Source organism: Bacteroides fragilis (assembly GCF_019583405.1).
In the GTDB taxonomy this organism is placed as follows: domain Bacteria; phylum Bacteroidota; class Bacteroidia; order Bacteroidales; family Bacteroidaceae; genus Bacteroides; species Bacteroides fragilis_B.
Genome location: NZ_SZUU01000009.1, coordinates 1 through 15,375, shown reverse-complemented (window position 1 = coordinate 15,375; position 15,375 = coordinate 1). Strand labels below are relative to the sequence as shown.

The following is a 15,375-nucleotide window of genomic DNA, read 5'->3' as shown; positions in this document are numbered from 1 at the left end:
TTTATGTTTCTAAATACCGAATTTCGTTGCCAAAATTAAATAGAATAACAATAGAATGCAAGAATTGTTACAACTTTTATAAAGCTCTATAAGTTTTATTGCGCACTTTTCTCAAAATGGTTTGCAATTCAAAAAGCTTGGCTGGATTCTTCTCTGCAAGATTCTCCTGTTCATAATCTTTAGTCATGTCATACAATTGCGGAATGCTCAGATTACCCGTTTCTATTTTAGGTCCCCAGGTTATCATGTGAGGACCGTCGTTAGGTTCAATGTATTTCCAGTCCTTGGTACGTACTGACAGTGTATGGTTAGAGGCTTGCTCAATCACCCAAGGACGGTCGGTAGAATCCGTTCCCAGCCAGTTGCCCAGACGGTCAAAACTATCGGGAGCCGCTCCTTTGGGAACCCTTGCATCAACCAAGGAAGCTAAAGAGGCCAGCCAGTCGATTTGTGAAACCAATACATCCGACACCTGCGGCTGAGTAATTTTCTTAGGCCAGCGCACAATGGCGGGAATACGGGTTCCACCTTCGAAAGCACTATATTTGTTGCCACGCAGCGGACCTGCCGGACTGTGCCCGTTGAGCAACTCCTCTGCACGATCCTGATAACCATCATCCACAACAGGACCGTTATCACTGGAAAGAATAATCAATGTGTTTTCAGAAAGCCCCAGCTTGTCAAGTGTTTCCAGGATTTGCCCTACACTCCAGTCGAACTGTACAATGGCATCTCCGCGCACCCCCATCGGATTCTTACCACGGAAACGCTCGTGTGGAAAGCGTGGAACGTGCACATCATTCGTTGCAAAATACATAAAGAACGGTTCATCCTTATGTTCGCGAATAAAGTTGATGGCATGTGTAGTGATCGAGTCGGCAATATTTTCATCTTTCCATAAAGCCTTGCCTCCCCCTTTCATATAACCGATGCGGCCGATTCCGTTTACGATAGCCATATCATGTCCATGACTGTGTTTCTGGTTATACAACAGCTCCGGATGATCTTTCCCTAAAGGTTCTCCTTCAAAAGGTTTGCGGTAGCTGACTTCGATAGGGGCACTCGGGTCATAGTTTGCCACTTTTCCGTTTTCAATAAATACACAGGGCACACGGTCGGCAGTAGCAGCCATAATGTATGAATAGTCAAATCCCAAATCCCCCAATGCAGCGGGAAGTGGAGCATTCCAGTCTTGCTCTCCGCTTTTATCTCCCAGTCCCAAATGCCATTTACCGAGAGCAGCAGTCACATAACCGGAATTTTTAAACATATCGGCCATCGTGTAATCTTCCGGACGGATAATCATTCCGGCATTTCCGGCTGCTACATCCGTTCCCGGACGACGCCAGGCATATTCTCCCGTAAGCATGGAGTAACGTGAAGGAGTACTGGTAGCCGCAGTAGCATGCGCATTAGTAAAGCGAATACCTTCGGATGCCAAACGGTTAACATTAGGAGTTTGTACATTTTTAGCTCCATAACATTCCAGATCGCCATATCCCAAATCATCTGCATAGATAAACACCACATTCGGCAGTTGTCGGTCATTCACCTTCTGTTTGTTTTTTCCTCCTTTTTGTCCACTTGCGGCCATCAGGCAAGCTACGGGAGAAAGACAGGCTAATAGTAAGTAAGGTCGTTTCATAATTTTAGATATTTATAATTCAACAAAATATATTCAGTTTCTATTTCAATCGATGTATTTCTCTATAAAGGCATGCACCAGTTTTGAGACGGCATATTGTTCCAGCTCTTCAGCCTTTATTTTTTGATAAGCAGCAAACGAATGACTATCTTCCGGAAGATCTACTATATAAAAATTGGCATAAATCACCCGGTGGGAAAGCACGTGTTTCACGTCCCGGCAAACCGAACGGACTACCGGAAGTTCCTTGGGGGCAAACAATGCCTTTAACTCGGGCAGTGCCAAAAATTCCTCCTCCGAAACAGCAACCGGAGTTTCAATCAACGGAAGCTCGAACAGATTTCTCCAAATATCATTTCCCGTCCTTTTATTTATGAAAGTATGCACGCCCATGCGTACATATATATAATTGAAATAACGATTGGTCGTTTTTATTTTGTGCTGCTTGACCGGAAGCTCCGCCACTGTCCCCTTTGCCAGCGCCGCACAACTGTCAGCCAACGGACAAAACATGCAGTTGGGAGTTTGAGGAGAACATTGGATCGCTCCGAAGTCCATAATAGCCTGATTGTATAATGCGGGGTTCTTTCTATCCAGCAATTCATCCGCCACGGCCGCAAACAACTTTTTCCCTTCTGTAGAATCAATCGGTGTATCGATACCCAGATAACGCGACAGCACTCGATATACATTCCCATCAACTACCGCGTAAGGCATGTTATAGGCAAAAGAACAGATGGCAGCGGCAGTATAGTCACCTACCCCTTTGAGGGCACGCACCTCTGGATAAGTTTTCGGAAACACCCCATTCATGCTCTTGGCGGCTGCATGCAAATTACGGGCACGCGAATAATAGCCCAGTCCCTGCCAATACTTCATCACTTCGTCTTCATCCGCCTCGGCCAAAGTGGCGACATCGGGAAAACGTTTCATAAAGCGAACGAAATAATCGTATCCCTGCACCACACGCGTTTGCTGAAGAATGATTTCCGATATCCATATTACATAAGGATCCGCCGAATCCCTCCAGGGAAGTTCACGTTTATATTCCTTGTACCAATTCTCTATTGCATTGCTGAAATTCCGGTTCATGCTTTTTGGACGGATTCTACTTTTTGTTAACTTTATCCTTGCACAAAAGTAGTCATTTTCGTTTAATTACGAACTAAGAAAGCTTAATGAAGCGACTTTTTTAGAAAATTGTTCGGGATATATTTTTTTGGGAGACTAAAAAGCTATATATTTGCAGTCCAAAAAATTAGAAAGAACATAGTAATAATATTTTTTTTAAGGAAAAATGACTAAAGCAGATATTGTAAACGAAATTGCAAAGAACACTGGTGTTGACAAAGTAACAGTACTTACAACAGTTGAGGCATTTATGGATGCAGTGAAAGATTCTTTGTCTAAGGACGAGAATGTTTACCTCCGTGGATTTGGTAGCTTCGTCGTAAAGAAAAGAGCTCAAAAAACCGCTCGTAATATTTCTAAGAATACGACTATCATCATTCCGGAACACAACATTCCGGCATTCAAACCAGCTAAGACATTCACCCTTTCGGTAAAGAAATAATAAACAAGAGTATTAACCCATAAAATTTTGAAGCTATGCCAAGCGGAAAGAAGAAAAAAAGACATAAAATGTCTACGCACAAGCGTAAAAAAAGACTAAGAAAGAACAGACATAAAAGCAAAAAGTAATTTTTAGTCTGAATCTGGACAGAAACAAAGAACAAACTTGTGAAGCAAATGTCTTTCGGGTTTGTTCTTTGTTTAAATACCCGACTGAATGAACAAACCCATTGAGTTATTCGTTCATTTTTTACAAAATTAAATAATTAGGAAACAAAGGTGACAAGCGAATTAGTAGTAGACGTACAGCCCAAAGAAGTCTCCATCGCCTTACTTGAGGACAAGAGTTTGGTGGAACTTCAAAGCGAAGGAAGAAATATCTCCTTTTCGGTGGGCAATATGTATTTGGGCCGCGTCAAGAAATTGATGCCCGGACTGAATGCTTGCTTCGTGGATGTCGGTTACGAGAAAGATGCTTTCCTTCATTATTTAGACCTGGGTCCTCAATTTAACTCACTCGAAAAGTACGTAAAGCAGACTTTAAGCGACAAAAAAAAGCTTAATCCCATTTCGAAAGCAACCCTGCTTCCCGACCTGGACAAGGATGGCACAGTAGCCAATACATTAAAGGTAGGACAAGAAGTAGTGGTGCAAATTGTAAAAGAGCCTATCTCAACCAAGGGGCCGCGCCTGACTTCCGAAATCTCATTTGCTGGAAGATATCTGGTGCTGATCCCTTTTAACGACAAGGTTTCTGTCTCACAAAAAATCAAATCGAGCGAAGAACGCGCACGCCTGAAGCAACTTATCATGAGCATTAAACCGAAAAATTTCGGAGTAATCGTTCGTACTGTAGCCGAAGGTAAACGCGTTGCCGAACTTGACGGAGAGCTTAAAGTATTATTAAAACATTGGGAAGAGAGTATTGTCAAGGTACAGAAAGCGACCAAGTATCCTACACTGATTTTTGAAGAAACCAGTCGTGCCGTTGGCATGATACGCGATTTGTTCAATCCATCGTATGAAAACATCCATGTGAACAACGAAGCGGTATTCAACGAAATCAAGGATTATGTGACGCTGATTGCCCCCGAACGGGCAGGCATCGTCAAGTTGTATAAAGGTCAACTTCCCATTTATGACAATTTTGGTATCACCAAACAGATTAAATCGTCTTTTGGTAAAACAGTATCCTACAAGAGTGGTGCCTACTTGATTATTGAGCACACTGAGGCGCTTCACGTAGTAGACGTGAACAGCGGAAACCGCACCAAGAATGCCAACGGGCAGGAAGGTAACGCACTCGAAGTAAACCTGGGGGCTGCCGACGAACTGGCACGCCAACTGAGGCTAAGGGATATGGGTGGTATCATTGTGGTAGATTTCATTGACATGAATGAAGCCGAAAACCGTCAGAAGCTTTACGAACGTATGTGTGCCAACATGCAAAAAGACAGGGCGCGTCACAACATTCTGCCCTTAAGCAAATTCGGACTGATGCAGATCACGCGTCAACGGGTTCGCCCGGCTATGGATGTAAACACGATGGAAACTTGTCCAACTTGCTTTGGCAAAGGCACCATCAAATCGTCCATCCTCTTTACGGACACACTGGAGAGTAAAATTGATTATCTGGTCAATAAACTGAAGATTAAGAAATTCTCACTACACATCCACCCGTATGTGGCTGCCTATTTGAATCAGGGACTTATGTCGCTGAAACGCAAATGGCAGATGAAATACGGATTTGGTATTAAAATTATTCCGAGTCAGAAACTCGCTTTTCTTGAATACGTATTCTACGATTCACATGGAGAAGAGATCGATATGAAGGAAGAATTTGAGATTAAATAAAAAGAAAGGCGGCTTGCAATCAAGTCGCCTTTCTTTTTATTTCCCACCACCGACTAACTCAAAACTGGTGCAGATGAAAGAATCTCTTCATGAACAACAGATATAATATACTCAACAGCAATATGCTTCCTGCCAAATATACATATCCGTACTCCCGTAATACCAGGTATCCCGCCACAACTACGCCCTGCACCACCATATAGGTCAATGACACCGCGACATGAGGTATCTTCAGTTCGTTAGCCATTATCTGATACAAATGTTTCCGGTGGGGCAGACCAATATTTTCATGTAGCAACAACCGGTGTACGATCGTCAACACACTATCCACTCCATATACTGCCAGAAGCACAATCCAACTAAAATCTTCCGTATCGATTATCAGCTTACCGATTAAAAACAGAATAATAAAAGCAATACTGACCGACCCCACATCACCGGCAAAGCATTTTGCCCTCTTACGGAAATTAAAGAAATTAAAGACCAGCATCGCACACAGCATGGTATAAATCAAACCCGGTTCAACGAACGAAACAACCCAATGATTGATAAACGCCAAAGCTCCAAGTACAACCAGCGAATATCCCCCCGTGATTCCATTAATTCCATCCATAAAATTATAGGCATTGATAATCCCTGTACATGCGATCAAAGCCACAACTACAGTCCACCAGGGGAGAGTAAACAACTCCCACTGATAGAACATCAAAGCCATCGCCGTAAAATGAAAAACAAGACGAAGTCCTTGTGATATGGAGCGGATATCATCTACAAAGCTGATCACCGTCACCAGAGTGAGAGCCAACATAAACCAAGGGTACTCAAATTGACTTGTCAGAAAATAAACCAATGCACCCAAGTAGAAGATAATTCCTCCACCCCGCAGCGTGATCCGGGTATGCGAACTCCGTTCGTTCGGTTTGTCGATAATATTATATTTATCAGCAATACGAAAATAAAAAAGTTCTGCCAGAAATAGCAGAACTAAGATTATCAGATAATACATAAGTTATTCAGTTTCTTCAAATGAACGAATAGTCTTTATCAGCCCTTCTTTAGCGGTGACCGGCATTTTATCAATCCCCAAAGCGACCTTTATCTTGGCGTTACTTACTACATAGTTCTCCGTCAGTTTACGAAGTCTTTCGGTATTCAAAGGCAAGTGGAGTAAAGTGCCCAATCTGGCACATCCTTCCATAAAACGCTTGTTCATTTTCCAGATGTGAGGCTGTTTTCCCATTGCCTCGCACATGATGGCAATCAGTTCATTCGTTGACAGAGCTTCATCATCACCCATGTGATAAATACCCGAAGGGACATCTTTTGCCAATAATCCCTCAATCACATAACATAGATTATCGATTGAAGTAAATGAACGACGATTTTCAAAATCACCCAATGGCCAGGGAATTCCTTTCTTCACCACATTATACAATAGATTCAAGTTTCCTTTATTACCCGGACCATGAATCATACAGGGACGAAGAATATACACCTGCTTATCCGTATTTGAGAATGCAAAACGCTTCTTTATATACTCCTCAGCCTGTATCTTGCTTTCGCCATAGGGCCCTACCGGAGTCGGAATCACGTCTTCAGTAAGTACATCCCCTACTACACTATCAGCAGCAGCTTTCACCGAACTAAAGAAAATGAATTTCTTGACAGATGATTCCAGAAAGAAATCAAAGATCTTTTGGGTAAGACCGGTATTGATATCAAAATAGGACTGAGCGGCCGATTGGTTTTTAGTATCATGGGCCTTTCCGGCAAGATGAATAATGACATCAAACTTAGGAAGAGTTTGAAGAGGAAAAGAAGAAGGTTCAAATTCTGCCCAAGAGAATCTTTTTATGTCCATCTGCTTTTCAACATCTATAATATCCAATCCATAAAGAGTATGCACCCTTTTTAAGACTTTAATCAAGTTAGTCCCCACAAACCCACAAATACCAGTAATAAGAATGTTCATTTAATGTTTATTTATTACTAACTAATCAGAAAAATCCTATAATGCTTCCCGAGTATCCCATATACAAATCAAAAACATCCAATAAAGACAAGCGTATATATATTCACATAATAACAGCAAGCGCATATTCTAAATTTCAAATATTATAACACAAAGATTATAGCAATAGCTACAATAAAAGAACATCCCCAATAATATATAAAATATTTCATAACACAATTATTAAACAATCACTTGTCATTGTTCAAATACAGAAGTCAATCTCTTAAATCCAAACTTACTCCAATAGTGTAGTAATGAATTCAAAAATATACAAGCATATTTCAATGATTTCCTTGCAGAACGAGTCCCTTCATATACCACAACAGCATCAGGATAATATATTACTTTATAGCCTTTATCATGTATCTTCTTACAAAGATCCATATCCTCACAATACAAAAAATATTTTTCATCCATGCCACAAACTGCTTCATAAGCTTCCTTAGAGATCATCATAAAAGCTCCAATTACCCAATCTACATTTTCTAATTCGGTTATCGTAATCACTTCATTCCGTCTATAAAAAATTCGTCTTAACTGTCTCAGAATAAAATTAGACGGCGTTAGAAATTTACGAAAACTATCCTGCACCTCACCTAAAGAGTTTACTATTTTAGGTGACACTATACCTATCTGTTCATTAAAGTACAAATAATCAAACATACGTTCTATACCATATTTTATTCTCACATCTGGATTCATTATAACCAAAAAATCACCAACTGCCTTCTCTACTCCCCTATTCATAGCATAAGCAAAGCCCCCATTCTTAGAATTAAAAACCCATTTGACGTGTTCTATTTTCTTTAACATTCTTTCCTGTACTTCTAATAAATAACATGAATTAGAAGAAACAATTACTTCATATGATAAAGAAGTAGAAGAACGGATAGTAGTAATACACTTAACAATATCATCAAACGAATGATACTCAATAATTATAAATGAAAGAATCGGATTCATAGCAATAAAAGAGAATACATGATTTTACACCTTTTCCCACTTATTAGTCGTTTTGTTAAATTTTTTAATTACAGTAGCAGGATTACCAACAGCTATCGAATAAGAAGGAATTGATTTACATACTACTGAATTTGCCCCTATTATAGAAAAATCACCTATTTTTACTCCAGCTAAAATTGAAACAGATTCTCCAATCCAAACATTATCTCCAACAAATACACTTTCCGCAAATAGAGAGCGTTCTTTGGGCGGGATGTCGGGATAACAATCGTTGGATATCTTATTAGAATTGTAAGAACCATGTTGAATATCAGATATAAACACCTTACTAGCAATTAATACATTATTCCCTATCTGAACAGATAATCTTGCAGCAATATGCACAAAATCATTAATTTCTACATTATCCCCAATTTTTAAGATTCCTTTTTTATGTTCTATAGGATAAACTTCCAACCTACAATATCGGCCTGTTGTGAGATTGCTACCAAAATCAATAAATGATTTCCCTCTTATATCAATTGGAAAACGTATTAATCTAGACTTTCTAAAAGCAATCTTTGTGCCAATAAAATCTAAGGCCAAACGCATTACACCTAATACCCCATAGTTCATCAATAAATATCTCATACTTTCCGAATTATTGATTTACAAATTTCCAAATAAGATTTTGCTCTTTCTTGAGATGTTTTAAAACCTTTCAACACCAAGTCTCCCTCAAGACACAAATTTTGATATAATTGCTTATTTCGTACCAAAAGAGAAATCTTCTCAACAATATCATGCGCATTCATTGGGTCAAAATATAATGCTGCATTTTTACATACATTAGTAGCAAAAGGAAGATTAGAAGTAACAATAGGCTTCCTCATCTTCATTGCTTCTACATAATTAGCACTAAAACATTCAAGCAATGTTGGTAAAAACAATGCGTCACATTCATTATAAAGTTGAGGACATTTAGAAACATCAATAACTCCCAAATTAACAATTGACTTTTTGGCCTCTTCAGACAAATAATACTCAAAACTTTTATTATCTACAGTTAAAACGAAAATAATTTTTATGTTTTTTAAGGTATCATTTAATAGTGGGATTACCTGATTCAATATTTGCAAGTTTTTATGAACAGCAAAAGAGCATAAGCTTAGAAACTTAAACTCTGTAACATCTTTCTCCACAAATGAATTCAAAGGGAGCTTAAATTGGTCAAAATAATGATTATATGTATTAGAAACAGTATATACTCTATCAGAGGATATTCCCAAATATTTCTTTAATCGATTAGACACATCTTCTGTTTCACAAACATAATAAAACCCATTTTTTTTCAAAAAGTATTTATGTATTTTTTTATATAAGCAAAAACGTATCTTATCTTTAATAGTCATTATATCAAAAACAGGAGACTCTGGATATACATAATGTGGATAGGCGTACCCCATTAAATGGGGTGCTTTGGGAGTCCAATAAGAAGGGCCAAAAATACTAAAAACACAGTCTGGCTTTATTATAGCTTCCATGGTTCTTAAATATCGCCTTGTAGAATAACCTTCTATAAAATATCTAGGATGTTTATCTATAACATAAAATTTAAAATTAGAAGGGAATTTCTCTATTTCAACTTGACTATAAACATGATTACTTAGAAAAACGAAATAATAATTTTCCTCAAATCGTTTACATTCTTCAATAAATGAAACCGCAACTTGAGTAACTCCCGTTCCACTTAAAGTAGAAGCATTAATTATTAATTTCATAGGGTAAAACTTTGTAAATTATTCTTTTCAGAAAAGAAAAACGAGGATATAAAAAGCAAAAAAGATGTTTCTTCAGTTTAGTAAAAAAACTTGCGCCGACTGTATTTAGTTCAAATGAAACAAAATAATATCCATGCAGCTTCTCAATATCTTCTATTTTAGGAAACAAAGAACCAAGCACTTTAGAACCTTCTCTAAGCCATTTAAAATCTAAGAAACAGACTTTTTCTGGATAATGATTCTTTATATAATTCCCATAGGTTTCATATTCACTAAATAAACTCGCATCATCACCTAAAAGATTATTAATAATTATCCAATTCCAATGATTCTCAAAATTAAAATTAGACTCTATCTTATTCAACATTTCAGTCACTATATTTTTGTTAAATAACATATATTGAGAAATGAAAGAGAATTCTCGGGATGGACTTTCTTTCAGAAGATTTATATAATTTTCAAAGTAAGGTTTATGATATTCTTGAGCTTTAGTAAAAACAAAACGTCCATTATCAAATAATGGAATTCTTTGCAAAAATATAGTATCAGCATCCAGTACTAAATAATTCTCTGACAAATTATCTAGTTTAGAGATTCCAAGTTTCAAAAATTGCTGAAAATACCAACCTGATCTTTTTGGAAAAAATGGCAAAGACAATTTGCTTAACTGATTCAATGTCATATCTGGTAAAACAGAATCTTCATCAATCAGATTAATCTTTATATCCTTCCTTACTGGAAAGTATTTAAAATATTTTTTATTAGTAATAATAAAAACAGATCTAATATCATTTAGCATCACCATCTTCTTCAATGCCAAATTTAACACATATAAATGATCTATCTTTGTAACAAATACTAAGTCTATTTCCATCTTTTTAATTCATTTAAGCAATTATATAAATACAATACTATTTTATCATAAAAGAACGAACATAATATTTTAATACAGCTACGCAATAATCCCATAAAGAGAAATAAAGATTCTTGGTTTTATGAGATACTTTTATTTTCAACGTTTCACCACAAACTTTTAATATATTTCGATTACTAATTCCACCATCTTGAACTATTGCAGTTATTTCAGGTAAATAATATGGAATTATTACATCTTTTACACGCAAAAGGAAATCATAATCTCCAGCTATTTTGTAATCACTATTAAAAGATCCATAATTATCAAACAAACATCTTTTATGCATACAACCCACATGTGCTATGCAACAATAAGAATTCATCAACTTTCCCCATGGTTTGCCATAAATCATTAATGCTTTTAATTCACTATTTACTAATTTACACTTAGATGATATAAAGTTTACACATTTTTTTGAAATCAAAACATTCATATATTTATGTATAGAGTCGGGTAAATAAATATCATCGCTTCCAAGAAAAGCAATCCATTCACCTGTTGCAATTTCCAACCCCTTATTCCAAGCGTCGTAAATCCCTTTATCGGGTTCTGATATCCATTTCAATCGCCCTGAAAACAAAGGTTCAAACTTTTGTATTATTGATACTGTTTTATCACTTGACCCACCATCAATTATAATATATTCAATATCTTGATAAGTCTGATTGTATACGGACTCTATAGTAGCCTCTAATGTTGCTTCCGAATTATATGAAGCCGTTATTATCGAAACTTTAGAATATAACATTATTATCAATACTTACAATTTAAATATTTCTTACTTTTTATATAATCAATAAGCATATAAAAGACTAAAAGTACCATAACAGAAGAAAGTTCTGGTCTATAAAAAAAAGTCAAAAGTATCACAATATATATTTTAAAAAATAATTTTCGATTTTCCAATGGAACATTGACAATTAATAACAATAAATAAATTAGAAACGCATAAAAGAAAAACGAACCAATAACACCATATCGTGCGAAGACAGCAAAAACATTAGAACCCTCCACTTCTTCACTCCCAAGTCCTACTCCAAGCAAGAAATTATTAAAAAATATTCGTCTATCATTTTCCATTGGGCCAGCTCTATTATTATTACCTCTAGCATCTTCAGAAAAATCCAACCTTTCAAATGTCAGTTTGTATATTGTACCAAGAGATCCACCATTACTATTCTGCAAAGAAAGATAACAAATAAAAACTACAGATATTATTAATGGTACATATTTCATATCTTTTTTAGTCACATAAAAGAATAAAAAATAAAAAAATATTGTTACATAAAATGCTATTGAGAAAGTGAATATAGTTACCAATATAAGTAAGAGTTCCTTATTTTTATCATTAAAATATACCTTATTCAATATTAAGGCAAAAATTGAGAACAAAGAGAAAGTACCTGGTTCGTCAAAGAAACCAGCATAACGAATTACCCTAATACCTTCACTATCAAAAAAAACATTTGTTGTTGTCAAACCTAAAAAATAAGATATATCAGATCCATATTCAACTCTGAATATAGGAGTTATCAAACCCAATAAATGCAAAAAAAAGGTCAAGGTTCCACCGGCACCCATAATTAACATTATCCAGATAAATGACTTCACAAAAACATCAAATCCGACATAGATCTTAATATAGGATATAATAATGCACAACGAAATAAGTTGTACACAAAGATTAACATTTTTAAAATCAGAATGATAGAAAGAGATTAATATATAATAACATATTTGCAACAAGACAATAGCGAAAATGGAACTATCTACCCGCTTAACACCTCGTCCAACATTTAAATGAAAAACCATAGTGAATAAGCATAAAAAAGACAATGCTTTATATGGATGCCCAGGCCATCTAAAAAAGACAAAAGGAGCTGTACTTGTCAAAAATATCCAGACTAATATCAATGAAAAAATAGAATTACGTTTACTCAAATCGACATGAATCATAATTATTAAAGTAATTTTGATTTATCTAAAAACAATTTGATCATATTCTTAAAATTCAAAGACATTAAACTTTTTTTCCCACCATTTATTTTTTTCATTATACGAGGCACATAAGATTCACTTAGATACATTCGTTTAAAAACCTTACTATGAACATGAATATTCTTAAGGAGATAGATAGCTTGATCATAAAACATCAAAATTCCTTTATCATCATCTTGAATAAATTTCAATTGAGATAAATCAATTATACAATTCTCATTCTGAAATCCATTAAAGATAGGACGACTTGCATTCCTGAAATCTATCCCTAATAAATATTGTCCAATTGAAGCTGCATCATAGATGCATTGTACTTCATTAGATACAGGCATCTTACATAAGGAATTTTCAGATGGTAACGGGAACACATTTACCGATACAGATGCATATTCTGCCAGTAATTGCATGTCATCTTTAAAAGTTTTTTGCTCATTAAAATAACCTATTAAAGCATCTAATTCTGAAAACGAATTTATGTACATAAAAGACGCTGCTGCTTTTTTATTATTCAATATAGGATAAAATAGTCCATTGCCAATTTTATCTAGAGATATAGATACACCTTCCAAGTTATAAACGATATTATCCAATTCTGCATGAAAGATGGCATGAACATTATAATGATCCATATAAGATCTTAATACATAAAATCTTTCAGTCGTTTTGTACCAAAAACCGTCACGAAAATTTTTCAAAGGACTTTCCGCTATCAAATTAACAAACTGTCTTCTATCATAAAAATCATCGATATTTATATATTCAACATTTGCAACATGATTTTGAATTTCACAATCATGCAATAGAGTGATTCTATTATATTTCGAATTTATCTTCAATGAATATATAACATATTCAGGCAAACGCCCCAAATACACAAAAACTAAACGACACGTATCATGTAAAATATTCATATTTTTAATTTATTAAGAAATTGTCTAAATTTATAATTTATACGAATAAAATAGATTTCAACAGTATTGAAATTTCTATTAACTAACAATTTCTCTTCATTTTTAAATAATTTCAAATTATTTCCAGAAAACCCCAAAGACTCCCATAAGGAAACAACCACATCAACATATAAAAATTTTTTTTCATTGATAATTGATTTAAGTAAAAGGTCTCTATCAGCTATAATTTTATAATCTAAACTATAAGTACCTAAATCCATAAATATAGATCGATTAAAAAAAATACTCTGATGACAGATAGTATCAAGTAAAAAATACTTTTTTCTAATTTTCAAAGGAGGTACAATAACTCTTCCTGTTTCCTTTACTACTGTTTTACCATACAAAATATGAAAATTTTTAAAATCACAATATCTATAGATATCAACCAATACATGATCATTATAAAATAGATCCCCGCTATTCATAAAATTAATCCATTCACCTTTACAAATAGCCAATCCTTTATTCATTGCATCATAAATACCATTATCTGGCTCACTTATCCAATATGAAATTTTATCCTCATATTTTCGTATTATATCTAATGTTCCATCTGTACTACCTCCATCAACAATAATATATTCAAAATTTGAATACGTTTGATTAATAATACTGTTAATCGTATCCTCAATACTTTCTTTAGCATTATATGATACTGTAATAATTGAAAACAAAGGATTAGTCCCACTCTTATCCATAAATAATATATTATTTTCTATTTCTCAAAGAATTTAAAACTCCACTCAACATAATGATACAAAATGAGAGTGGCATCCAATAATTATATTTCAGACACACATATAAATTATGATAAATCTTATTACCTTTATTTATTTGTTGCCAAAACATTATTTTTTTTATATTAGAATAATAAGTTTTATTCATTTTTTTTTGAATAAAATAGACTTTAGCCCACTCATAATACAATTCTAACTGATTTTGAATAGAGAAGGACTCTTTATGTGCTCTGAAAAAGCTAGCATCATATTGTAAAATTGAAATATGAGCATAATTTAGCACGATATTTAAAAAAATCAATAGATCATTACCTGCACCATTTTTTTTTGAATCCAGTCCATCAGTATTAGGAATATCTATAACAAAGTTATCATTCAGATCTTTCGTTCTAAAAAGAGCACACCCAGGAGATAATGGGAATTTCTCAATATTTTGAAATAATATATTATACAGATACTCTTTTCTTGTATATTTTTGTTTCTTATACTTTACATTATCTACAATACCATTTTCTGATACGATCTTATGATTTGATATAACAAACGCTGACTTCTCATCAATTAGATTCACTGCTCTTTCAATAAAATCTAATGCCATCCAATCATCAGACCAAAGAATCTTTATATACTCACCTGAAGCATGCTTAAAGCATTCGTTCCAATTTAAAACAGGTCCTATATTAGTTTTATTCTGATATATTTTAATTCTATGATCTTTTCTTGCCCATGTTTTCAAAATACTCCAAGTTAAATCTGTACTACAGTTATCAACTATAATAATCTCAATATTTTGATACGTTTGACTAATAGCAGATCTTATAGCATCTTCTATGTATATGTGAGTAGTACCTTAGCCGTATCAAACATTCGTAATCGGACATACACCAATTGCGAAGTCTATTTAATAGATTATGGATACGGAGATTTTAAGGAAAAAATACACTTTATGGAGTAATATCATTG

At 34.7% G+C, this 15,375-nt stretch carries 15 protein-coding genes; 2 read left to right on the top strand and 13 right to left on the bottom strand.

Going from position 1 to position 15,375, the window contains the following annotated elements; all coding sequences use genetic code 11:
• Positions 1-76: 76 nt before the first annotated feature.
• Positions 77-1,645: a sulfatase family protein gene (locus FDF36_RS16910; protein WP_005786357.1), complete on the bottom strand. Its 1,569-nt coding sequence runs from the start codon at positions 1,643-1,645 to the stop codon at positions 77-79.
• Between the two features lie 45 nt (positions 1,646-1,690).
• On the bottom strand, positions 1,691-2,737 hold the full coding sequence (mutY, locus tag FDF36_RS16905; protein ID WP_220392149.1) for an A/G-specific adenine glycosylase: 1,047 nt from the start codon (positions 2,735-2,737) through the stop codon (positions 1,691-1,693).
• Positions 2,738-2,942: 205 nt separating this feature from the next.
• Between mutY and FDF36_RS16900 the strand changes: the two genes are divergently transcribed.
• Together FDF36_RS16900 and FDF36_RS16895 are read left to right on the top strand one after the other, a co-directional pair.
• The gene (locus tag FDF36_RS16900; RefSeq protein ID WP_005776335.1) at positions 2,943-3,218 is read left to right on the top strand and encodes an HU family DNA-binding protein; all 276 of its coding nucleotides are present in this window, start codon (positions 2,943-2,945) and stop codon (positions 3,216-3,218) included.
• Positions 3,219-3,496: 278 nt separating this feature from the next.
• Positions 3,497-5,071 (top strand): Rne/Rng family ribonuclease, encoded by a 1,575-nt coding sequence (locus tag FDF36_RS16895; protein WP_220392148.1) that lies wholly within the window; start codon positions 3,497-3,499, stop codon positions 5,069-5,071.
• Positions 5,072-5,129: 58 nt separating this feature from the next.
• Here the strand turns inward: FDF36_RS16895 and FDF36_RS16890 are convergent, their stop codons facing one another.
• The 11 genes from FDF36_RS16890 to FDF36_RS16840 all read right to left on the bottom strand — a co-directional run bounded on the left by FDF36_RS16890 (position 5,130) and on the right by FDF36_RS16840 (position 15,244).
• Entirely contained in the window at positions 5,130-6,077 is a 948-nt protein-coding gene (locus FDF36_RS16890) for an MraY family glycosyltransferase (RefSeq protein WP_220392147.1), read from the bottom strand.
• Positions 6,078-6,080: 3 nt separating this feature from the next.
• A complete protein-coding gene (locus FDF36_RS16885) occupies positions 6,081-7,043 on the bottom strand; it encodes an NAD-dependent epimerase/dehydratase family protein (RefSeq protein ID WP_220392146.1) in 963 nt (320 codons plus the stop codon).
• A 237-nt stretch (positions 7,044-7,280) separates the two neighbouring features.
• On the bottom strand, positions 7,281-8,048 hold the full coding sequence (locus tag FDF36_RS16880) for a glycosyltransferase family 2 protein (protein ID WP_259281469.1): 768 nt from the start codon (positions 8,046-8,048) through the stop codon (positions 7,281-7,283).
• 24 nt (positions 8,049-8,072) lie between these two features.
• Positions 8,073-8,678, bottom strand: a complete 606-nt coding sequence (locus tag FDF36_RS16875; protein WP_259281468.1) for an LbetaH domain-containing protein — start codon at positions 8,676-8,678, stop codon at positions 8,073-8,075.
• Positions 8,675-9,808, bottom strand: a complete 1,134-nt coding sequence (locus tag FDF36_RS16870; RefSeq protein ID WP_220392145.1) for a glycosyltransferase — start codon at positions 9,806-9,808, stop codon at positions 8,675-8,677. Before FDF36_RS16870 ends, FDF36_RS16875 begins: the two co-directional genes overlap by 4 nt.
• A complete protein-coding gene (locus tag FDF36_RS16865; protein ID WP_220392144.1) occupies positions 9,792-10,682 on the bottom strand; it encodes a DUF6492 family protein in 891 nt (296 codons plus the stop codon). The genes FDF36_RS16870 and FDF36_RS16865 overlap by 17 nt, the downstream gene beginning before the upstream one ends.
• Positions 10,683-10,719: 37 nt before the next feature.
• Positions 10,720-11,472 carry a glycosyltransferase family 2 protein gene (locus tag FDF36_RS16860; RefSeq protein ID WP_220392143.1) on the bottom strand — a complete coding sequence of 251 codons (753 nt, stop codon included), beginning with the start codon at positions 11,470-11,472 and terminating at the stop codon, positions 10,720-10,722.
• A gap of 5 nt (positions 11,473-11,477) precedes the next feature.
• Positions 11,478-12,680 (bottom strand): hypothetical protein, encoded by a 1,203-nt coding sequence (locus tag FDF36_RS16855; protein ID WP_220392142.1) that lies wholly within the window; start codon positions 12,678-12,680, stop codon positions 11,478-11,480.
• A 5-nt stretch (positions 12,681-12,685) separates the two neighbouring features.
• Complete coding sequence (locus FDF36_RS16850) at positions 12,686-13,633, bottom strand: hypothetical protein (protein WP_220392141.1); 948 nt, start codon at positions 13,631-13,633, stop codon at positions 12,686-12,688.
• The gene (locus FDF36_RS16845) at positions 13,630-14,373 is read right to left on the bottom strand and encodes a glycosyltransferase family 2 protein (protein WP_220392140.1); all 744 of its coding nucleotides are present in this window, start codon (positions 14,371-14,373) and stop codon (positions 13,630-13,632) included. Before FDF36_RS16845 ends, FDF36_RS16850 begins: the two co-directional genes overlap by 4 nt.
• A 10-nt stretch (positions 14,374-14,383) precedes the next feature.
• Positions 14,384-15,244: a glycosyltransferase family 2 protein gene (locus tag FDF36_RS16840; RefSeq protein WP_259281471.1), complete on the bottom strand. Its 861-nt coding sequence runs from the start codon at positions 15,242-15,244 to the stop codon at positions 14,384-14,386.
• Positions 15,245-15,375 lie beyond the last annotated feature (131 nt).